The organism is Streptosporangium sp. NPDC004379 (assembly GCF_042873875.1).
Taxonomy (GTDB): domain Bacteria; phylum Actinomycetota; class Actinomycetes; order Streptosporangiales; family Streptosporangiaceae; genus Streptosporangium.
In genome coordinates this window covers 533,339-554,851 of sequence record NZ_JBIAMC010000001.1, presented here as the reverse complement: position 1 = coordinate 554,851, position 21,513 = coordinate 533,339, and the positions used below count along the sequence as shown (strand labels likewise).

The following is a 21,513-nucleotide window of genomic DNA, read 5'->3' as shown; positions in this document are numbered from 1 at the left end:
AGCCGGCCGGTCCGCGGAACCCCCGCCGGAACCCCTTTCCGGGACCTCCGCCCGGAACCCCCGCCTGGAATCTTCGCCTGGAATCTTCGCCTGGAACCCCCGTTCGGCGCCTGACCTCTCCGGCGCCGGGCGGGGGTTCCCGCCGTCATCGGGCGGTGGACCGGCCCCGCGCGACGCAGGGCACCGCGCGCCGCTCGCGCGGGCCGGGCGGGGGGAGGGTCGCCTGCACCGCCGCCACGACGTGGGCGTACGGCGACCCCTCCGTCTCAAGCTCTTCGCGCAGCGCCGTCAGGGCCGCGCGGTGCTCGCGCAGCAACTGCACGGCGGGCTCGACGGCGCCGCGGGCCGACAGCTCGCACACCGCCGCCAGGTGGTCGGCCGGCTCCTCGCCGGACAGGCCGAACCCCGCGGTGCGGAAGGCGCCCTCGAATCGGTGCATGGCCCCCTCACGTTCGGCGGCGTCATCGGAGGAGTGGCAGGTCAGGCGGAAGCGGCGGCTCCGCTCCGGGCCGAGCACCGCGGTGTGGTGCGACTGCAGGGCGGTCTGGGACGTGGCCGCCACGTGGACGAGGAAGGCGGTCAGCCGGTTGCGGACCTCACCGAAGGGGAGCGTGGCGACCGACCTCGCCAGGAGCGGCCACGCCTCCCGCAGCCCCTCGTCGGGCCGTCCGAGCAGCACCGAGGCGACCATGTGGGCGGTGCGCACCCCGCCGTCGAGAACGCTCATGACCGCGGGGCACCCGCCGCGACCTGTGACGGCGCCGGCGACGCCGCGGCCCGTGACGCTGCGGCCCGTGACGACATGGCGCCCGCCGTGGCTTGTGACGGCGTCGGTGCCGGCGTGGCCGACGGTCCTCGCCCGGTCGTCTCCCGGGCGGCCTGTCGGACGGTCATCATCGTGGGAATCCCTTCCGGATCCTCTGGCGTCTGGCGTCGGGCATGCGGGGATCAGCTTGGCGGGCCGGCCGGCCGGCGCGGCAGAGTCTTTGGTCGGGCCGCTCGGGACCAAGGTCCCTAAATGCGCATAAAGAATGAAAATTCCGGCGATACGGCCGGTCGGCCGTCATCATGTCGGGCGGCCGTGCGGCGGGCCGTGCGGGCCGGTCAGCGGGCCGTGCGGCGGACCTTCCGCGGGCCTTCCGCGAGGGCCGTACGGTGGGCGCTCGCCGTACGGCCCGCGGAGCCCGTCAGCGGGTCGGCTCCCACCCGCGCCGGGGCGCCGCCAGACCGCGCCGGTCGTCCCGGCTGCGGTAGACGATGTAGGGGCGGGTGAGATAGCCGATCGGGGCGGTGAGCGCGTGGACCAGCCGGGTGAACGGCCAGATCGCGAACAGCACCAGCGCGCTGAGCGCGTGCAGCCGGAACAGCGGCGGGGCGCCCGCCATCAGCTCCCCCTCCGGACGGAGCAGGAAGACCGACCGGAACCACGGGGAGACCGTCGTGCGGTAGTCGTAGCCGCCGCCGAGGACGTTGGCCACGACCGTGGCGGCCAGGCCGAGCGCGATGGTCAGGGCGAGCACCGCGTACATGAGCTTGTCGTTGCGGGTGGTGGCGGTGAACACCGGGCCGACGGTGCGGCGCCGGTAGACCAGGATCGCCAGGCCGCCCACGGTCGCCACACCCGCGAGCGTGCCGAGCACGACGGCCGTGACATGGTAGGCCGTCTCGCTCACCCCGGCGGCCTCCGTCCAGCTCTTGGGAACCACCAGCCCGCCGACGTGGCCGAGGATCACCAGGAGCAGGCCGAAGTGAAACAGCGGGCTGCCGGCCCGCAGCAGCCGCGACTCGTACATCTGCGACGACCGCGTGGTCCAGCCGAACCTGTCGTAGCGGTAGCGCCACACGTGGCCGAGCGCGAACACGGTCAGCGACACGTAGGGGACCGCCACCCACAGCACGGTGTCCAGGGCGTTCACCGGTCGCCGCCCGCGATCGAGTAGGGCTCCAGCCCGACCTCCTCGGCGGGCGGCCCCTCGGCCGCCAGGCGCAGCGCCGCCTCCCGCTCCCACGGACGGGCCGGCGGGAGGGTCGCCTGCACCGCGGCCACGACATCGGCGTACGGCGACCTCTCCTCCAGCAGCGCCCGCGCGAGCACCGCCAGGCCCGCGCGGTTCTCGCGCAGCAGCCGTACGGCGGGTCCGACGGCCCCGCGCGCCGACAGCTCGCACACCACCGCCAGGTGGTCGGGCAGCTCCCCGCCGGAGAGGTCGAACCCCGCCTCGCGGACCGCGTGCTTGAACCGCAGCAGCGCCGCGCCCCGCTTCCGGGTGTCGCCGTGGGCGTAGTACGTCAGGTACGGGCAGCAGCGCCGTTTCAGGTCGAACGTCGCCACGTAGTGCGCCTCCAGCTCCGGCCGCGGGGTGGCGTCCAGGTGGCGGAGGAAGGCGGCCAGCCGGGCGCGGACCTCCCCGGGGGGAAGCGTCCCCACCGATCGGGCGAGGAGCGGCCGCGCCTCGTACAGCCGTTCGTCGGGGTAGCCGAGCAGCACCGAGGCCACCATGTGGGCGGTGCGCAGCCCGGCGTCGTCGAGAGCGCTCATGACATCCTTCCATCTTCGTGGCGGGGATCGTCGCGGCGGGAATCGTCTTCGTGGCGGAGGCCGTCGTCGGGACGCGGACCGTCACCATGGCGGCCGGGGCCGCCGTCCTGGCCGGGGCCGTCGTCGCGGCGGGGGAAGAGTCCCTCGGGGACGCCCCTGCCGTCCCAGTTGAGGAGGTTGACCCGGCCGCGGAGCCGGTCGGCCTCGGCCAGGTCCCCGGCGGTCTGCCGCTCCTTGAGCGCGTGGAAGGTCTCCACGGAGGCCGGCGCGGGCGGGCCGGACGCCTCACCGAACGGGCCGCCCATGCCGGGGCCGCCCTCGATGTCGAGGCTGCACCCGGTCATCGTCTCCTCCAGCCGCGCGCCCTGCTCGGCGTGCGCCCGGGGGATGACGTAGCGCTCGTCGTAGGCGGCGATGGCCAGCAGCCGGTACATCTCCTCGATCCGCTCACCGGTCATGCCGACGGCCTCGGCGATCGAGGGGTCCGGTTCCTGTCCGAGGTTGTCGCGCCGCATGTGGGAGCGCATGGCCGCCAGCCTGCGCAGGACCGCGCGCACCGGCTCGGGGTCGCCGGCGGTGAACAGCCCGGCCAGGTAGCCGATCGGGATGCGCAGCGTCTCGATGGCGCCGAACAGGTTGCCCGCGTCCTCGCCGTCGTGGCCGGTGCCGGCCAGCGCGTCGACGACCGGCGACAGCGGCGGGATGTACCAGACCATCGGCATCGTCCGGTACTCCGGGTGCAGCGGCAGCGCGACGCCGTAGTCGAAGATCAGCTTGTGCACGGGGGAGCGGCGGGCGGCCTCCAGCCAGTCCTCGGGGATGCCCTGCGCCCTGGCCGCCGCGACCACCTCGGGGTCGTGCGGGTCGAGCAGCACGCTCCGCTGCGCCTCGTACAGGTCCTTCTCGTCCGGTACGGCGGCGGCCTCGGCGACCCGGTCGGCGTCGTACAGCAGCAGGCCGATGTAGCGCAGCCGCCCGACGCACGTCTCGGAGCAGACGGTGGGGATGCCCACCTCGACCCGCGGGTAGCAGAAGGTGCACTTCTCGGCCTTGCCGGTGCGATGGTTGAAGTACACCTTCTTGTACGGGCAGCCGGTCACGCACATCCGCCAGCCGCGGCAGCGGTCCTGGTCGACCAGGACGATGCCGTCCTCGGAGCGCTTGTACATCGCGCCGGAGGGACAGGAGGCCACGCATGAGGGGTTGAGGCAGTGTTCGCAGATGCGCGGCAGGTAGAACATGAACGCCCGCTCGAACTCCAGCCTCACCTCCTCCGACACCGTGCGCAGCACCGGGTCGGCGGGGACCAGCTCCGGCCCGCCGGCCAGGTCGTCGTCCCAGTTCGCACTCCAGGTGATCTTGGTTTCCTCGCCGGTGATGAGCGACCTGGGCCGCGCGACCGGGGTGTCGTCCTGCGCGGGGGCGGAGAACAGCCGGTCGTAGTCGTAGGTCCAGGGCTCGTAGTAGTCCTGGATCGACGGCATCAGCGGGTTGGCGAAGATGGACAGCAGCTTGCGCACCCGCCCGCCGGCCCGTAGCCGGAGCCGACCGCGCCGGTTCAGCTCCCAGCCGCCCCTCCACTTCTCCTGGTCCTGGTAGGTGCGCGGGTAGCCCTGGCCGGGACGGGTCTCGACGTTGTTGAACCAGACGTACTCGACGCCGGCCCGGTTGGTCCACGCCTGCTTGCAGGTGACCGAGCAGGTGTGGCAGCCGATGCACTTGTCGAGGTTCATCACCATGGCGAGCTGCGCCATGACCCTGGTCATCGCCCGCCCACCTCCTTCCTCCTGGGAAGCCCGGAGCATCCGGAGTGTCCGGAGCGTCCGGAGGGGCGGTGCGGTTCGGGAAGGGGCATCAGTAGTCGACCTCCTGCGAGCGGCGGCGGACCACCGTGACCTCGTCGCGCTGGTTGCCGGTCGGGCCCAGATAGTTGAAGGCGAACGTGAGCTGGGCGTAGCCGCCGATGAGGTGGGTCGGCTTGACCAGCAGGCGGGTCAGGGAGTTGTGGATGCCGCCGCGCCTGCCGGAGGTCTCGCTCTTCGGCACGTCCACCACCCGCTCCTGGGCGTGGTACATGTACACCGTCCCGGCCGGCATACGGTGCGAGACGACCGCCCGCGCCACCACCACGCCGTTGCGGTTGACCGCCTCCACCCAGTCGTTGTCGGCGATGCCCGCGCGGGCGGCGTCGTCCGGGCTCATCCAGATGGTCGGCCCGCCCCGCGACAGCGACAGCATCAGCAGGTTGTCCTGGTACTCGGAGTGGATCGACCACTTGGAGTGCGGGGTGAGGTAGCGCACGACGACGCCCTCGGCGCCGCCCTCCCCGATGCCCGGCTCGCCGAACAGCGCGGTCATGTTCAGCGGCGGCCGGTAGACCGGCAGCGCCTCCCCGGCCTCGTGCATCCAGTCGTGGTCCAGGAAGAAGTGCTGGCGTCCGGTGAGGGTGTGCCAGGGTTTGCGGTGCTCGACGTTGACGGTGAACGCCGAGTAGCGGCGTCCGCCGGTCTCGCTGCCCGACCACTCCGGCGAGGTGGTCACCGGCACCGGGCGGGCCTGGGTGTCGGCGAAGGTGATCCGCTTGTGCTCGTCGGCGAGCCCCTCGAAGGAAGTCCCGGTACGGCGGGCCAGCGTGGCGAACCCCTGCGCGGCCAGCCGCCCGTTGGTGGTGCCCGACAGGGCGAGGATCGCCTCGCACATGTCCACGTCGCGGGCCAGGGACGGCCGGCCGTCGGCCACTCCGCCGCGGACGGCGCCGTTGACGTGCCGCAGCCGGTCCACCTCCTCGGCCACGTCGTAGGTGACGCCCTTGGTGGTCGCCCCGAGCCGGTCCGCCAGGGGGCCGAGCGCCGCCATCTTCTCCGCGACGGCGCCGTAGTCGCGCTCGACCGTCACGATCTTCGGGAAGTCCCGGCCGGGCACGGGCGTCTCACCGGTCCGCCGCCAGTCGCGCACCCGGCCGTGCGGGGTGGCCAGCTCGTCGGGGGTGTCGTGCAGCAGCGGCACCGCCACCACGTCCCGCCGTACCCCGAGGTGGGTGCGGGCCAGGGCGCTGAACGCCTCGGCGACGGCGGTGAACGCGGCGAAGTCGGTGCGGGTCTGCCAGGGCGGGTCGATCGCGGGGGAGAAGGCGTGCACGAACGGGTGCATGTCGGTCGAGGACAGGTCGTGCTTCTCGTACCACGTCGCGGCGGGCAGCACGACGTCGGAGAACAGCGTCGTGGACGTCATGCGGAAGTCCAGCGACAGCAGCAGGTCGAGCTTGCCCCGCGGGGCCTCCTCGCGCCAGCGCACGTCGCCGGGCCGTTGCTCCGGCGCGGCCTCCTCCGCCCGCACCGCCGAGTCGGTGCCCAGCAGGTGGCGGAGGAAGTACTCGTTGCCCTTGGCCGACGAGCCCAGCAGGTTGGCCCGCCACACGGTCAGCACCCGCGGCCAGTTGCCCGGCGCGTCGGGGTCCTCGCAGGCGAAGCCGAGGTCGCCCGAGGCGACCCGCCCGGCGACGTACGCCCCCGCCTCCAGCCCCGACGCGTCGGCCTCGTCGGCCAGGTCCAGGGGGTTTCGGTCGAACGTCGGATACGACGGCATCCAGCCCAGCCGCGCCGACTGCGACAGCAGGTCCGCGGTGGCCCTGCCGGCGAACGAGCCGTCGCCGAGCGGGGAGGAGACGGCGTCGGCGGTGTAGGTGTCGTAGCGCCACTGGTCGGTGTGCAGGTACCAGTAGGCGGTGCCGATCATCTGCCGGGGCGGGCGCGACCAGTCGAGCCCGGACGCCAGCTGCGCCCAGCCGGTGATGGGCCGGCACTTCTCCTGCCCCACATAGTGCGCCCAGCCGCCGCCGTTGACGCCCTGGCAGCCGGTCAGCGTGGTCAGCGCCAGGAACGAGCGGTAGATCGTGTCGGAGTGGAACCAGTGGTTGGTCCCCGCTCCCATGATGATCATCGAGCGGCCGCCGGACTCCTCGGCCGTGCGGGCGAACTCCCGGGCGATCCGCGCCGCCCGCGCCGCCGGCACCCCGGTCACCGCCTCCTGCCAGGCCGGGGTGTACGGCTCGGCCGCGTCCTCGTAGGAGGACGGCCAGTCACCCGGCAGGCCGGGGCGGGTCACGCCGTACTGGGCGAGCAGGAGGTCGAAGACCGTGGTGACGAGGCGGCCGGCGACCCGCAGCACGGGCACCCCGCGGCGCAGCACCCCGTCGCCGCCCGGCCGGTCGAAGCGGGGCAGCGCGACCGGGACGGCCTCGGCCCCGGGCAGGCCGTGCAGGGACGCCGCCGGGTCGATGTCGCCCAGGTCGAGGTTCCAGCGGCCCTCGCCCCCGGCGGAGTAGCGGAAGCCGAGCGAGCCGTTGGGCACGGCCGGACCGCCGGCCGCGAGGTCCCAGAGCACCGTCTTGAACGCCGCCTCGGCCGCCTCCGCCGCTTCGGCCGCCTCCGCCGTCTCGGCCGTGTCCGCCCCCTCGGCCGCCTCCGCCCGCGCGGGCGCCTCCCCACCGAGGTCGGCGGCGGTCAGGAACTTCCCCGGCACGAACGAGCCGTCGCGCTCCTCCAGCGCGACCAGGAACGGCAGGTCGGTGTGGCGCCGGACGTAGTCGTCGAAGTACGGCGTCCGCCGGTCGACGAAGAACTCCTTCAGGATCACGTGCCCCATGGCCATGGCCAGCGCGCCGTCGGTGCCCGGGTGCGGGGCCAGCCACTCGTCGGCGAACTTGGTCGCATCGCTGTAGTCGGGGGAGACGACCACGACCTTCTGCCCGCGGTAGCGGGCCTCGGCCATGTAGTGCGCGTCGGGGGTGCGGGTGACCGGCACGTTGGAGCCCCACAGCATCAGGTAGGCGGCGTCCCACCAGTCGGCCGACTCCGGCACGTCGGTCTGGTCGCCGAAGACCTGCGGGGAGGCGACCGGCAGGTCGGCGTACCAGTCGTAGAACGACAGCATGGTCCCGCCGATCAGCGAGACGAACCGGGCGCCCGCGGCGTGGGAGACCATGGACATCGCGGGGATGGGGGAGAACCCGGCGACCCGGTCGGGGCCGTACGTCCTGATGGTGTGCACGTGCGCGGCGGCGATCATCTCCGTCGCCTCGTCCCAGGTGACGCGGACCAGGCCGCCCTTGCCCCGGGCCGACTGGTAACGGCGGCGCCGTACCGGGTCGGAGACGACGTCGGCCCAGGCGGCCACCGGGTCGCCGAGCCGCCCTTTCGCCTCCCGGTACATCTCCACCAGCACGCCGCGGGCGTAGGGGAAGCGGACCCGGGTGGGGGAGTAGGTGTACCAGGAGAACGCGGCGCCCCGAGGGCAGCCGCGCGGCTCGTACGCGGGCCGGTCGGGGCCGACGCCGGGGTAGTCGGTCTGCTGCGCCTCCCAGGTGATGATCCCGTCCTTGACGTAGACCTTCCACGAGCAGGAGCCGGTGCAGTTCACCCCGTGCGTCGAGCGCACCACCCGGTCGTGGCTCCACCGGTCGCGGTAGAAGGCGTCGCCCTGCCGGCCGCCGATCTTGTACAGCGTCCGCAGGTCCGCGGACACCTCTCCGGGACGCAGGTGGCTGCCCAGCCGGAGCAGGGCGTCGCTGACGGGCCCGTCCATGGCGCTCATGCGGTGCTCTCCCTCGGCCTCTTCAGCTGGTTCGGCTCGTTCGGCTCCTTCGCGCCGGACGCGAAGCGGCGGTCCACGGCGGTCATACGGCGGTCTCCTTCGCGCCCGGCTTCACACTGAGCGCGAAGCGGCAGTAGACGAAAGCGGCGGCGGCGACCGTCGCCAGCAGCATCAGGCCGATGGCGTAGGAGCCGGTCGCCTGGTAGATCAGCCCCATCACGATCGGCGGCAGGAACCCGCCGAGCCCGCCGGCCGCGCCGACCACGCCGGTCGCGCTGCCGACCATCGGGCCCGGGACCATCCGCCCCAGCAGGGCGAACACCGCGCCGTTGCCCACGCCGAGCGCCGCGGCCATGGTCAGGAAGGCGGCCGTGGCCAGCGGCATCGCCGGGGTGAAGGCCACCACGACCGCGCACGCCGTCACGACCGCCAGCGCCACGGCCAGCACCGGGCGGCCCCCCAGCCGGTCGGCCAGCCAGCCGCCCACCGGGCGGGCGAGGGTGGCCAGCACCACGAACCCGGCTGCCCGGGCCGCGGCGTCGGCGACGGTCAGGCCGTAACCGGCCCTGAGGTACAGCGGCAGGTAGACGCCGAAGGCGACGAACCCGCCGAAGGTCAGCGCGTACATCGCCGCCAGTTCGCGGGTGACGCGCAGCCGCGCCGCGGCGAGGAACCGGGCGGTGAACGGCTCGGCCGACGGCCGGGTTCCCGGGGCGTTCCGGCCCACCGCCCAGAAGACCACGCCGACCACGACGAGCGCGGCGGCGACCACGAAGAACGGCGTCTGGCGGCCGTAGGCGTCCGCCAGGCGCGGGGTGGCGAAGCCGGAGATCGCGGTGCCGATGTTGCCCATGCCGAAGATCCCCAGCGCCAGCCCGCGGCGCTCCGGCGGGAACCACGCGTTGACGTACGGCACGCCGATCGCGAAGGTCGCCCCCGTCATGCCGAGCAGGAAGCCGCCGGTCAGCAGCGCCGGGTAGTTCTCGGCGAAGGCCAGGAACACCACCGGCGCGACGCCCAGCAGGCTCGCCGCCGCGAAGACCGCGCGCCCGCCGTAGCGGTCGGTCAGCCCGCCGAGCAGGATCCGGCCCAGCGAGCCGACGATGACCGGGACGGCGACCAGGACCGACACCTCGCCCGGACTCAGGCGGAGAAGCTCCTGGTAGGCCGGGCCGAGCGGGCTGAGCAGGGCCCAGGCCCAGAAGTTCACCGCGAACGCGACGGTCGCCAGCGTCAGCGCGGTCGCCGCGCCTCTCCCGGCTCCGGTCGCCCGCGCGGCGGTCTGCGAGGTGGTCCTCATCGCGGCGAAACCCTCCGATCCCTCATGGCGGCGAGCACTCGGAGATCACCTTCTCCGGAGGGCACGTCCGAACATCAGGGTCTTTGGTCCCATCGCCTCCGCCCAATGGCACATACCGGCCAGGAGACGGTAAAAGTTCTCACGCCGCCGCCCGCGCCGGGCGGCGGCGCGGGCGGTGGGGTCCTCAACGGGCGGCACGGACGGCGGCGGGGCCGCCCGGCACGTGAGGGGCCCTCAGCGGGTGGGGTCGCTCAGCATGTGAATTCCCAGTGAGGAGGTTCCCAGCGCGCGGTTCCTCAGCGGGTGGGGTCGAGGTCGCGCAGGGCTTCGGGCTGCTTGCCGGTGGTGATCTGCTCGGCGAGCATGCGCCCGGTCACCGGCCCGTGGGTGAACCCCCACATGCCGTGCCCGCCTGCGACGAACCTGCCCGGCGCGCGGGTCGCGCCGACCAGCGGACGCCCGTCGGGCGTGACGGGGCGGGGACCGACCCAGGTGTCGGTCCGCTCCTCCCAGGAGACGCCGGCCAGCAACGGCCGGGCCGACTCGATGATGGCCTCGACGCGCCGCGCGTCCAGCGGGGCGTCCGCGTCGCGGAACTCCATCGTCCCGGCGACGCGCAGCCCGCCTTGGTACGGCGTGCAGGCCACGCGCACGGCGGGCAGGTAGACCGGCCCGGGAACCGGCTCGGCGGTCGGCACGGTGAAGGAGTAGCCGCGTCCGGCGCGCACCGGCGTCCGCACCCCCCACTCCCGGCCGAGCACGTTCAGCCAGGCCCCGGTGGCCAGGACGACGGCGTCGGCGGTGACGTCGTCGCCCGCGCCGGACCGGACGGTGAGCCGGCCCGCGTCGTCGCGCACCCCGGTCACCCGGAAGCCGGACCTGATGACGCCGCCGCGGGCGACGACGGAACGGGCCAGCGAGCGGGCGAACTCCCCGGGGTCGACGTAACGCTGGCCGTCCAGCCGGATCCCGGCCCGCACCCCGGAGGAGAGCTGCGGCGCGTACGCGGCGAGGCGGTCGCGGTCGAGCACCTCGTAGTCGATGTGCAGCCCGGACCGGTTGATGCGGCGCAGCTCGTGCAGGAGTCCCACGGCCTGGCGCGGGGTCGCGAACCCGGCCAGGATCGGCGCCTCGACCGTGGGCGCCTCGACGCCGTTGGCGGTGAGCACGTCGAACGCCTCCAGGCACTCCTCGTTGAACGGGAGGTTGGCCTTCACGGCGCGGCCCCACGACCGCCAGGTGCAGTTGGCGGTGAACCGGGTGAGGAAGGACCACAGCCCCGTGTCCAGGGTGGCCGGCACGTGCAGCGGGGCGCTCGGGTCGAGCAGGGAGCGCATGCCGTAGCGCAGCACCCCGGGCTCGTTCAGCGGGATGGCCAGCCCGGGGGAGAGCCAGCCCGCGTTGCCCCACGACGCGCCCGCGGCGACCCCGTCGCGGTCCACCACGGTGACCTCCACACCGCGTTCCTGCAGGAACCAGGCGGTGGACAGTCCCACCACACCGGCGCCGATCACCACAGCCGTGCGCGGTCCGCCCTCGATGCCCATGACAACCCTCTCCCCTCGACTCGCCGGCTCCGGCTCGTCGGCTCGCCGTGCGTCCGGGGTCTGCCCGCCGTACGTCCGGTATCCGCCGGGCGTGCGCTCGCCGTACGCCCGACGCGGGCCCAGCCCGCATGACACGAGCATGACGTGCCCGGGGCGGTGACGGCCTGTGCGCGTCGGACAACCGGGGATGCCGGGTTTGTCCGGCCGTGACAAACGCCGGGGCCGCCGTCGGCGTTCCGGGGAACCGCCGGGGCGTCTTCGGGAACCGCCGGGGCGTCCCCGGAAGCCGCGGACGCCGGAAGGCCGGGGCCGCCGTCCCGGGGTCAGGGACGCTCGTCCTGCCCGGCGGCCAGCGCGATGATCATCGCCAGCCGCTTCTCCGGCAGCTCCAGCTGCAGGTTCGTGAGCTCCCTCATCCTGCGCATCCGGTAGCGGACGGTGTTGGGATGGACGCCCAGACGGCCCGCGGCGGCCACCGGATCCCCCTGCTCCTCCAGCCAGGCGCGCAGCGTCGCGACGTACCGGGTGCCGTGTTCGGCGTCGTGCCGGGTCAGCTCGGCGACCGGCCCGCGGGCCGGGACGCGCCCGGCGGAGGCGGCCGCCCGCAGGCGCTGCAACAGGATCCCGTCCCACGACTCGTCGTAGACGACCGCCAGGTCACCATCGGGCCGGGCGGCCCGCAAGGCGAGACTCTCGTCGGCCTCCTGCCGGCTCGCGGGCAGCCGGCCCAGGTCCGCGGCCCCGCCGACGCCGGCGAACACGGTGACCCGTCGCGGCAGGACGTTCACGATCGAGGCGATCCAGACGCGGGCGGGCCCGGGATCGCCGCCGCAGGGCAGCACCGTGTACAGGGTGTTGCCGAACAGGGCGCTTCGTCCCGGCCGTGACCAGCCGAACCCCGTGGTCGCGCGTTCGAAGGCCAGCAGGATCGCCGCGTGCCGCTCCTCGGCGACGTGGGCCTGCAGGGCGATCACCCGGAACAGGCCGCCGGGCAGGCCCAGCCGGCTGACCAGGGAGGGCCCCTCGGCCGTGCCCTCCAGCAGCCGGATCACGAGGTCCGACTCCACCTGGCGTTCCAGGTCGGCGCCGACCCGGGAGCGCAGCAGGTGCAGCGCGACGGCCCGCGCCCCGTCCACGAGGGCCGTCCGGCGGCCGTCGGACAGCGGGCGCTCGCACTCCACCCAGATCGAGCCGAGCAGCTCCCGTCCGGCGCGGACCGCGACCACCATCCGCCCCCGCAGGCCGTGCTCCGGCGAGGGCTCGACGAACAGGGGCTCGTCGGAGGTCGTCAGGTGCGCGAAGACGCCTCCGCGCTCGAACAGCCCGCGTACGGCCTCCGGCACCCGCCGGCCCAGGATCGTCTCCAGCCGCGCCGGGTCGGCGGCCTGCTGCGAACCGGAGTAGGCCAGCACCCGCGACATCTGGTCCTCGATCGTCACCGCGGAGCCGACCTCGGACGCCAGCGCGTCGGCCAGGGCGAACAGGTCGGCGGCCCCCCGCCCGGCGTCGGTCTCCCGGCCCTCGACGACCAGCCCGTACACCACGCCGGCAAGCTGGCTCCACGACACCTCCGGCTCCACCAGCAGCACGGCGATCCCGCCGTCCCGGGCGGCGGCCAGGGCCTCCTCGTCCAGCGGCGGACGCCCGCGCACCAGCACCGCGGCGGCGCGTGCCGCCCGTGCCAGCCGTACGGCGCCGGCCGCGGAGTCCACGCCGACCGACAGGAACACGTCGCCGGTCGCGGGGGAGGGCTCGGTCGGGTCGTGCACCGCCACGCTGCGCAGCTCCACCGCCCGCGACGCCGGGGCGCAGCACAGGCGGGCGCCGTACCCGCCGAGGACGTTCACCAGCCGGTCCAGCCTCAGCACGCGCCACCACCCCCGCCCCCGCCCGTCGTACGGCCTGCGCCCGCCGGGCCCGTGCCCGCCGTACGGTCCGTGCCTGTCGTATGGTCTGTGCCCGTTGTACGGCCTGTGCCCGCCATGCGGAGGTCCGCCACGCCGTCGCCCGCCACGGCGGCGGCCCCGCCGGTCACGACACCGCAGGTCACGACACCGCGGACGACGGCGCCGCCCAGGTGTCGCAGGCCGACGGAGAGACCGCGTGGAGACCGCGGTCGAACCAGCGGCCCCGGTGCGCGCCGGTGCCGTGGGTGCGCGGATCGCCGTCGTCACCGCTGTCGCCGCCGGCCCGGACCGCCTCCGCCAGCGCCTCCCAGTCCCGAGCGGTGCGGAACAGGGACCGCCGCACGCTGCCCAGGAACACCCCCGACAGGCAGTCGGCCTGCAGCTCGTAGCGGCGGCCGAGCTCGGCCCGTCGGGCGCGCTCCACCCGGACGCGGGCCTCGTAGCGGGCCCGGACGCCGGTGAGGCTCTGCAGGTGGTGGCCGTACTCGTGCGCCGCCACCTTCAGCGGGTACAGGTCGGTCCGGCCCTCGATCCACTCCCCGGTGAGCGGGAACACCACCGTGGCCCTCTCCGTGCAGTAGAAGGCGGCCGCGCCGGCGGGCCAGGGCACCCCGCACACGCGCTCGGCGGGCTCCTCGTAGAAGCGGACCGCGGGCGCGCGGAAACGCAGCCCGGCCCGCGCGAAGTGACCGGACCACGACCTGTCCAGGCACCTCATGACCGCCGTGAGGTACTCACGCCCCCGGGGGATCCCGCCGTCGACGAGCGGAGGCTCCGGACACGGCGCGGCCGCCAGCCTCCCCCCGCCCAGGGACGGGCTCCCGGCCGAGGCGCTCCGGCCGGTCGTCCCGTACGGTGCCGCGGTCGTCCCGTACGGCGCCGCCGCCGGGACGACCCGCGTGGCGGCGCGCGGGTCCGCGGCGGAGGCGGCCCGCGCGGGCGTCCCGTACGGCACCGTGACCGCGCACGCGGCCAGGCACACGGCCACCGCGAGAACGGTCAGGCGGACGGCGGCGGCCGGGCGCCGCGAACCGGCGTCACTCGGGGGGAGGTATCGCATGACCGGCAGCTTAGAGCCCCGGCGTCGCGTGCCACCGTCAGGAGGCCAGCACCTCCACGGTGCCGTGTTCGCCGTCCACTCTGATCCGGTCGCCGTCGCGCAGGCGCATGGTCGCGTTGCCGGTGCCGACCACCGCCGGGATGCCCAGCTCGCGCGCGACGATCGAGGCGTGCGACAGGGGCGCGCCCATGTCGGTGACGACGGCGGCGGCGCGGGGGAACATCGGGGTCCAGCCGATGTTGGTCAGCGTCGTCACGAGGATCTCGCCCGGGGCGAGCCGGTCGCCGTCCTCGGGGGAGTCGATGACGCGGGCCGTGCCCTCGACGATCCCGGGCGCGCCGGGGAACCCGGTGACCGTCTCGCTCACCGGCACGCCGCCGCCCCGGGCGTCGAAGAGGTCGCGCCGCCGGCCGGGGTCGGCGGCCCAGCGCTCGGGATCGAAGCGGCCGGCGATCAGCGTGGGGTAGGCGGGCAGCGCGGCGTAGCGCTCGTAGGTCGCCCGCCGTACCGCGACCCGGTCCAGGGGGCTCTCGTCGCCGCGCAGCAGGGCGACGACCTCCTGGATCGACAGGAAGAACAGGTCGTCGCCGCGGCCGGTGAGCTCCCCGGCCCGCAGCACGAGGTCGCGTACCGCCCAGAAGGCCCGGATCACCTCGGAGCGGGTCGCCTCGCGGTCACGGACGACCAGGCTCCACCGGGCCACCCTCCGCCGCATGGCGGCGACCCTGCGCGGGAAGCGTTCCCCGAACCGCCGCCAGGCGGCCTCGCCCGCCTCCCTCCGGCGGGCGAACAGCTCCTCCTCCCTGTCTTCGACCCCGGACATGGCGGCGAGCTGCGCGTCGATCCACCGCGGGTCCTCGCCGGGCCGGGGGGACGACAGCTCGAACTCGTGCGGCCCCCGGTGCCCGTACTCGCGGGCGAACGTCTCCCGGTCGATCTCACCCCTGGCCAGCCTGCCCAGGCCGACGATCGGGCCGAGGCTGGCCAGCTCCCCGTCCGCTCCGGCCCCGGTGAGCATCGCCTCGGCGTCGACCTCGCCCACCAGTCCGCGCAGCCGGTCGCGGGTCATGACCAGGGTCGCGCCGCCCTGCCGTCCGGCGGCCTCCAGCACCCGGCACGCCTCCGTCAGGTACGGCAGCAGCTCCTCCTCCCACAGGGCGGCCAGCTCGGCGGGGGAGGTCGTCCCGGCGATCCGCCCGCGCAGCCGCGCGTTGCGTTCCCTGGCCGTGGCGAGGAAGGCGGGCATCCGCGCGAGGTTGACCCGCACCCGGCGGCGCAGCGTGAAGGCCATGGGCAGCACGGCCCTGATGATCTCCCAGCGCGAGGCGGGCAGCGGCGGCACGTCGAGACCGGCCGGGAGCCTGCCGAAGACCTGTTCGGTCGCGCCGAGCCGCCCCTTCATGCCCAGCGCCGCGGCGAACGAGTACATCACGCTGAGGTTCATGTAGAACCGGCCGCCGATGTTGCCGACCAGGTCGAAGCCGGGCATCGCCGAGGCCGACATGGCCTCGGTGATGAAGAGCCGCACGACCGACCAGGTGCAGGGCGTCATCACGTCGGGGATGGCCTCGCCGAGGTTGGCGGAGGTCCACAGGTAGTCGCCCTTCAGGGAGTCGTTCCACTCCTCGACGGGCCGGCGCAGGCCGGTGACCGGGCGGGCCTGCAGGATGTGGAGCGTGCCGTCGTGCAGGGCCCACTCGACGTCCATGGGCGTGCCGTACAGCTCCTCGATCTCCTCGCCGAGCCGGGCCAGCCGTAGGGCGAGCGCCCGGTCGAGGACGGGGCGGCGGCGCAGGTCGTCCGGGACCGGCTCCTCGCGCGTGCCGCCGGGCGTGCGGACCGTCATGACGGCCTTGTCGGCGACGTGCTCCTCGGCGACCTCGCCGGTGGACCGGTCGACCACGACGGTGTCGGGTGTCACCTGCCCGCCGACGACGGCCTCACCCAGTCCCCAGGAGGCGTTGACCACGATCCGGTCGCGGACGCCGCTGACAGGGTCGGCGGTGAACATGACGCCGGCCGCGTCGGCGGGCACGAGTTCCTGGACGACCACGGCCAGCGCCACGTCGTCGTGCGGGACGCCCTGTCCGGTCCGGTAGGCGATGGCCCGCTCGGTCCACAGCGACGCCCAGCAACGCGCGACCGCCGCCACCAGGCCGCCGGCGCGGACGTTGAGGTAGGTGTCCTGCTGCCCGGCGAAGGACATGCCGGGCAGGTCCTCGGCGGTGGCCGACGACCGTACGGCGACCGGGACGTCGTGGTCCTCGCCGCCGAGCTTCGCGTGGGCGGCGAGGATCTCCGCGGCGGTCTCCCCGGGGACCTCCCGGGAGGCGAACAGTCCGGCGATCCGCCGGGCGGCCCGGTCGGCGGGCAGGTCGGCGACGGCGCGCATGATCTCCTCGTGCAGGCCGCCGCGGGAGACGAAGTCGCGGTAGGCGCCGGTGGTGACGCAGAAGCCGCCGGGTACCGGCAGGCCCGCGCGGACCAGCCGGGCGAGGGAGGCGCCCTTGCCGCCCGCGGTCGCGAGGTCGGCGGCGTCGTCGGATAAGGGGATGACGTTCATCGGGGGGTCTCCTCGGTGCCCAGGGACAGGCTCAGCTTCCGCCGCGCGCTCTCCAGGACGAAGTCGATGTGCCGCAGGGTCGCCCGGCGGATCTCGCGGGCGTCGTCGCCGGTGGGCGCCGTGCCGGACTCCAGCGTCCGGCCGCAGGCGTCGGCGACGAGCTCCGCCAGCCGTTCGTCGTCCGGGACGTACGGTCCGGGCAGCAGGCGGGGGATGGTCAGGAACCCGTAGAGGATGGACGAGAGGGTCGTCACGTGCTCGGCGGGCGTCAGGTCGGCCCGCAGCGCGCCGTGCCGGGTCAGCTCGGCGAGGTAGGGGCCGAGCCCGGCGCGCAGCTCGGCGTCCGCCGGGCCGTCGCGTTTGGCCCGGGTGAGCCCGCCCAGCACCTCCGAGTCGCCGAGGAGGCTCGCCCGCAGCAGGGGCCTGCGCAGCAGCCCGGCGGCGAGCAGGCCGAGCAGGTCGCGGAGCCGGCCGGGAGTGTCTTCCACGCTTTTCCGCACGTCGGCCGCCATCTCGGCCCGCTCCCGGCGCAGCAGCGCGGCGAACAACTCCTCGCGGGTCCGCCAGTGCAGGTAGATCGTGCCCTTGGCGACCCCGGCGCGGCGGGCGATGTCCCCGACCGTGGTGGCGTCGTAGCCCCGGTCGAGGACGAGGTCGCAGGCGGTGTCGAGGATGCGGTGCGCCCGCTCCAGGTGCCGGGCGGCGTCGCGCGGGGGCCGGCCGGGCCGCCGGGGCCGTACCCCGGTCCCGTCTCCGGTCCCGTCTCCGGTCCCGTCTCCGGTCCCGTCTCCGGTCCCGTCTCCGGTCCCGTTCCGCGAGTCGCCCGGCGGGCCGTGCGTGTCGCCGGGCGCGTCGCCGGACGGTTCGCCGGGCGAGCCGTCATGGGGTCTGGTCTGTGCCGTCATGTCCTTGAGAACCAGCCGTTCCAAGAATTTTGACCAAACTCCACTGTTTGGTCATTTAATTGATAGCACATCCCTGGACGGCCCGGCGGGAGGGAGGCCGGACCGCTCCCGCGGCCCCGTGCCGTGCCCGGGCGGCGTCCCGGGGCGTCACCGGGTCATCTCGCGAAGACGTGCGCCGGCCGGTGTGCCGGGCGAAACCGGACCGCTATGCGACGGAACGGCGCCGGTGGGCGCGCTGGCGGCAGGCGGGGCCGCAGTAACGGGGCGGCCTGCCGGTGGCGTGGACACGCAGTCGCGCGCCGCATTCCACGCAGTACCTCGGGGCGGTTTCGTGACGGGGGCGGGAGGACGCGTCACGGAAGGTCTCGGCTTTCGTGACGGCCTGGGGGCGCAGCCCGTCCAGCAGCACCCGTACCAGCCGCATGCCGCGTTCCCGGTCCCGGTGCGCCGAACGCAGAGCGCCGCCGCCGACGGTCAGCGCGGACAGATCGTCGGCTCGTACGTCGGCGCGTATCGCCCCGGCCTGTACGGCGTCACGCAGCAGACGCTCCAGCGCCTCGTGGAACCGCTGGGCGGCGCCGGCCAGCACGGCGCGCGGCCAGCTCCCGTCGGCGGTGAGCGCATCGCAGATGTGCCGGCGGCCCCCCGACTTCTCGATCACTTCGAGCAGGAACCCGAACAGCGCGTCACCGGGCGTGGCGCGGGCGGCCCAACGGTCGGCGGCGGCCACCAGGTCCTTGACGTGTTCGGCGAGCACCGCCTCGACCAGGATCTCCTTGCTCGGGAAGTGCCGGTAGACGGTCCCGGCCCCGACCCCGGCGCGCTGCGCGATCCGGCCGATCGACACCTCCAGCCCCTCCTCGGCGAACACGCGCGTCGCCGTGCGGAGCACGATCTCCCGGTTACGGCGGGCGTCCGCGCGCTCGGCGGGCGCCGCGTCCGGTGCTGCTGCCATGTCACGAAATCCTTGTCTGTGGCCTTGAAACGGGTGAAGCATTCCGGATCACCCGACCATCTTCCACCGTCACCGGAAAGGGCACCATGACCACCACGACACCGGCCATCCCTGACTCCCCGATCCTCGTCACCGGCGCCACCGGCAAGCAGGGTGGCGTCACCGCCCGCCGACTGCTCGCCGGCGGATGGCCGGTGCGGGCCCTGGTGCGCGACCCGGCCGCACCCGCCGCCGCCGCGCTGGAAGCCGCGGGCGCCCGGCTCGTACCCGGCGACTTCGACGATCCGGCGAGCCTGCCGCCCGCGCTCGACGGCGTCGCCGCCGTCTTCGGTGTACCGCCCGTGTCCCTCGGTCCGGCCGGACCCGAAACGGATCTCGAGGTGGCCCGGGGCCGGGCGCTGATCGACGCGGCCGCCGCGGCGGGGATCGAGCGGGTCGTGTTCAGCACCATCGCCTCGGCATCGGCGGCGTCACGGCATTCGGAGGGGAAAACGCTGATCGAGGAGTACCTGCGTGATCGCATCGCACTGCCCACCGTGCTGCGCCCGGTCCGGTTCGTGACCAACTATTTCGGCGGGGCGATCGGCCTCGACGGCATCTCCGGCGGCGTGCACCGGCACCTCTTCCCTCCGCACGAGCCCATGCAGGTCATCGCGCTGGAGGACATCGCCGAATTCGCCGCGCTCGCGTTCGCGGACCCGTCCCGGTTCGCCGGGCGGACCCTGGAACTGGCCGGGGACCAGCCGACCCCCGTCGAGGCCGCCGCCGCGATCACCGAGGCCACCGGCATTCCGGTCCGGTACGAGCAGATCACCGACGACGAGGCCGCCGCGCTCGGTCCGATGATCGCCGAGACCAGGAAGCGCTGGCAGGCCGGCGACCGCTGGCACGCCGACATCGAGGCCCTGCGCGTCATCCATCCCGGACTGCGCACCCTCGCCGACTGGCTCGCCGAATCGGGAGCCGCAGCCCTCCGCGCCCATCTCACCGCCTCATGACCTCCGAAGGGCCCCATCACGATGCGGACGGGGCAGCGGGACCAAGGAGCCACCCCGGCCGTCCAGGGATTCGCGGGCTCACTGCGTCCGCCGCGTAAAAAGGGGATGAAGCTCCCCGGACTCGGTGCGAGGCTGGGCCCGTGAGCGATACGCGGACCGTGGTCCTGGTCGAGGGCGTCAGCGACAGGTCGGCCGTCGAGGCGCTGGCCGCGCGCCGTGGCCTGGACCTGGCGGCCGAGGGCGTCTCCGTCGTGGCGATGGGCGGGGCCACGAACATCGGGGCCCATGTCGGCAGGTTCGGTCCCGCCGGTAGCGGTCTCCGGCTGGCCGGCCTGTGCGACGCAGGGGAGGAGGGCGACTTCCGGCGGGCACTCGAGCGCGCCGGTCTCGGGCCGGGCCCCGGCCGGAGCGGTCTGGAGGCGCTCGGATTCTTCGTGTGCGTCGCCGACCTGGAGGACGAGCTGATCCGCGCCCTCGGCGCCGCCGCGGTCGAACGCGTCCTCGACGCCGAGGGCGAACTCGGCTCGTTCCGCACCCTGCAGAGGCAGCCCGCGTGGCGCGGACGCGACACGCACGACCAGCTGCGCCGGTTCATGGGCGCGGGCGGCGGCCGCAAGATCCGCTACTCCGCCCTGCTCGCCGCGGCACTCGACCCCGACCGCGTGCCGCGACCGCTGGACGGGCTGCTGGCCCGCCTCTCTGGCCGCTGACCGCCGGGGGACGTGCGGGAACCAGGCCTGGAACGATCCGGGCTTTCCGGCGGCCCGGATCAGGGACACGGGAAAGGCCGCACAACGGTACCCGCTCCACATCGGGGGACGCCGCCGACCGCGGCACCCCGTAGATGCCACGCCGGTCCTGGAACCGGAGCCTGAACCTTCTCGGACGCCCGCTCAGCGGTCCGCGGCCGAGTGCTCGGCGGTACGGCGGGAGCGAGCCAGGGACAGTCCGCCGAGGACCGCGGCGGCCAGTCCGAACGTCGAGGCCAGGGCGCCTCCGAACACTCCGTTCCCGGTGCCGAGGCCGCCGTCGGCGACCGCCAGGTTCACCGCGCCGTTGACCGCGGCGATGAGGCCCCCGGCCAAAGCCGCGACGGCTGCTCTCCTGCGGCCGTCGCCGGTGCGACGGCCGGAGCGCGACGCCGGCCGGCCGATGGCCACGGCACCCGTGACCACGGCGCCCAACGCCAGCAGTGCGGCCACGCTGGCCCAGATCCGCTGAGGAGTGCCGAGGAAGGTGCCGACACCCTGACCCGCGCATTCCGTCGCACTCGTACAGATCGGTGTGGCGACCACAGACAGGACGGACATGAGGCGCTCCCCTCTCCTTGCGGCCGGACGCTTCTGCGGCCGGACGCTTCGTGTGACCGGACGCTTCGGGTGGACCGGACGCCAGAACCATGCCCGCCGGACCCGTCGCCGGGCATCCGCCTGCGGAGGTGCTTCTCTCTGTCGCAGACGCCGTACGAGTCAGGCGGATCTACCGCGTCCGAGGTAGGGGAGGCCCGTGCCGTACCGGCCGGTCGCCGGGGCGGACGGGACGGAATACCGTGATTGCATGCGCCTGACCGCCTTCACCGACATCTCGCTCCGCATCGTGATGCGGCTGGCCGTGGCGGACGGCGACGAGCAGCCCACCACCCGGTCGGTCGCCGAGGTGCTGGCCGTGCCGTACACCCACGCGGCCAAGGCGGTGGCGCGGCTGAGCGAGATGGGGCTGGTGGACACCCGGCGCGGACGCGGGGGAGGGCTGCGGCTGACCGGGGCGGGCCACCGGACGTCGGTCGGCGCCATCGTCCGCGCGCTGGAGGGCGACGGCGACGTGGTCGGCTGTGAGGACGCGGTGCCCTGCCCGCTGCGGGCCGCGTGCCGGCTGCGCGGGGCGCTGGCACGGGCCAAGGAGGCGTTCTACGCCGCGCTCGACCCGGTCACGATCGACGAGCTGGTGACGGAGCCGACAGGCCCGGTGCTGCTCGGCCTGCTGCCGCCGAGGACGCCGTCCGGTGCGTCCTCCGGCTGAACAGGGGATTTCCGGATGATGTGACTTTCGGCCCTATGGCGGGTGACCTCCGGCCCGGGGGGAGGGGCGGCTGCCCGGTCTTTAATATGTATGTGAGATGCAAATTAAGTTGGCCGCGTCTCCCCGCA

At 74.4% G+C, this 21,513-nt stretch carries 16 protein-coding genes; 3 read left to right on the top strand and 13 right to left on the bottom strand.

Going from position 1 to position 21,513, the window contains the following annotated elements; translation table 11 throughout:
- Positions 1-145 precede the first annotated feature (145 nt).
- The 12 genes from ACFYSC_RS02410 to ACFYSC_RS02355 form a co-directional block, all read right to left on the bottom strand.
- A complete protein-coding gene (locus ACFYSC_RS02410; protein ID WP_389955495.1) occupies positions 146-727 on the bottom strand; it encodes a nitrate reductase molybdenum cofactor assembly chaperone in 582 nt (193 codons plus the stop codon).
- A gap of 460 nt (positions 728-1,187) precedes the next feature.
- Positions 1,188-1,916 carry a respiratory nitrate reductase subunit gamma gene (narI, locus tag ACFYSC_RS02405; RefSeq protein WP_389955492.1) on the bottom strand — a complete coding sequence of 243 codons (729 nt, stop codon included), beginning with the start codon at positions 1,914-1,916 and terminating at the stop codon, positions 1,188-1,190.
- Positions 1,913-2,539 (bottom strand): nitrate reductase molybdenum cofactor assembly chaperone, encoded by a 627-nt coding sequence (gene narJ / locus ACFYSC_RS02400; RefSeq protein ID WP_389955489.1) that lies wholly within the window; start codon positions 2,537-2,539, stop codon positions 1,913-1,915. Before narJ ends, narI begins: the two co-directional genes overlap by 4 nt.
- Complete coding sequence (narH, locus tag ACFYSC_RS02395; RefSeq protein WP_389955487.1) at positions 2,536-4,305, bottom strand: nitrate reductase subunit beta; 1,770 nt, start codon at positions 4,303-4,305, stop codon at positions 2,536-2,538. The genes narJ and narH overlap by 4 nt, the downstream gene beginning before the upstream one ends.
- A gap of 88 nt (positions 4,306-4,393) precedes the next feature.
- Positions 4,394-8,131 carry a nitrate reductase subunit alpha gene (locus ACFYSC_RS02390; protein WP_389955484.1) on the bottom strand — a complete coding sequence of 1,246 codons (3,738 nt, stop codon included), beginning with the start codon at positions 8,129-8,131 and terminating at the stop codon, positions 4,394-4,396.
- Positions 8,132-8,213: 82 nt separating this feature from the next.
- Positions 8,214-9,431, bottom strand: a complete 1,218-nt coding sequence (locus tag ACFYSC_RS02385; RefSeq protein WP_389955482.1) for a nitrate/nitrite transporter — start codon at positions 9,429-9,431, stop codon at positions 8,214-8,216.
- Positions 9,432-9,727: 296 nt separating this feature from the next.
- Positions 9,728-10,978 carry an NAD(P)/FAD-dependent oxidoreductase gene (locus ACFYSC_RS02380; protein ID WP_389955480.1) on the bottom strand — a complete coding sequence of 417 codons (1,251 nt, stop codon included), beginning with the start codon at positions 10,976-10,978 and terminating at the stop codon, positions 9,728-9,730.
- Between the two features lie 323 nt (positions 10,979-11,301).
- Positions 11,302-12,846, bottom strand: coding sequence for a PucR family transcriptional regulator (locus ACFYSC_RS02375; RefSeq protein ID WP_389955477.1), 1,545 nt, complete (start codon positions 12,844-12,846; stop codon positions 11,302-11,304).
- Between the two features lie 178 nt (positions 12,847-13,024).
- Positions 13,025-13,945 (bottom strand): neutral zinc metallopeptidase, encoded by a 921-nt coding sequence (locus tag ACFYSC_RS02370; RefSeq protein WP_389955474.1) that lies wholly within the window; start codon positions 13,943-13,945, stop codon positions 13,025-13,027.
- Between the two features lie 37 nt (positions 13,946-13,982).
- Complete coding sequence (locus ACFYSC_RS02365) at positions 13,983-16,508, bottom strand: PEP/pyruvate-binding domain-containing protein (protein WP_389955472.1); 2,526 nt, start codon at positions 16,506-16,508, stop codon at positions 13,983-13,985.
- Positions 16,505-17,437 (bottom strand): TetR/AcrR family transcriptional regulator, encoded by a 933-nt coding sequence (locus ACFYSC_RS02360; protein ID WP_389955470.1) that lies wholly within the window; start codon positions 17,435-17,437, stop codon positions 16,505-16,507. Before ACFYSC_RS02360 ends, ACFYSC_RS02365 begins: the two co-directional genes overlap by 4 nt.
- Before the next feature lie 181 nt (positions 17,438-17,618).
- Positions 17,619-18,368 carry a TetR/AcrR family transcriptional regulator gene (locus ACFYSC_RS02355; protein ID WP_389955468.1) on the bottom strand — a complete coding sequence of 250 codons (750 nt, stop codon included), beginning with the start codon at positions 18,366-18,368 and terminating at the stop codon, positions 17,619-17,621.
- Positions 18,369-18,454: 86 nt separating this feature from the next.
- Here ACFYSC_RS02355 and ACFYSC_RS02350 point away from each other — a divergent pair, with 86 nt between their 5' ends.
- Together ACFYSC_RS02350 and ACFYSC_RS02345 are read left to right on the top strand one after the other, a co-directional pair.
- The gene (locus ACFYSC_RS02350) at positions 18,455-19,366 is read left to right on the top strand and encodes an NmrA family NAD(P)-binding protein (protein ID WP_389955465.1); all 912 of its coding nucleotides are present in this window, start codon (positions 18,455-18,457) and stop codon (positions 19,364-19,366) included.
- 140 nt (positions 19,367-19,506) lie between these two features.
- The gene (locus ACFYSC_RS02345) at positions 19,507-20,076 is read left to right on the top strand and encodes a TOPRIM nucleotidyl transferase/hydrolase domain-containing protein (RefSeq protein ID WP_389955463.1); all 570 of its coding nucleotides are present in this window, start codon (positions 19,507-19,509) and stop codon (positions 20,074-20,076) included.
- Between the two features lie 183 nt (positions 20,077-20,259).
- Here ACFYSC_RS02345 and ACFYSC_RS02340 read toward each other — a convergent pair whose 3' ends face one another.
- Positions 20,260-20,676 (bottom strand): DUF6223 family protein, encoded by a 417-nt coding sequence (locus ACFYSC_RS02340; RefSeq protein WP_389955461.1) that lies wholly within the window; start codon positions 20,674-20,676, stop codon positions 20,260-20,262.
- Positions 20,677-20,923: 247 nt separating this feature from the next.
- Here ACFYSC_RS02340 and ACFYSC_RS02335 point away from each other — a divergent pair, with 247 nt between their 5' ends.
- Positions 20,924-21,385: an RrF2 family transcriptional regulator gene (locus ACFYSC_RS02335; protein WP_389955458.1), complete on the top strand. Its 462-nt coding sequence runs from the start codon at positions 20,924-20,926 to the stop codon at positions 21,383-21,385.
- Positions 21,386-21,513: the final 128 nt, after the last annotated feature.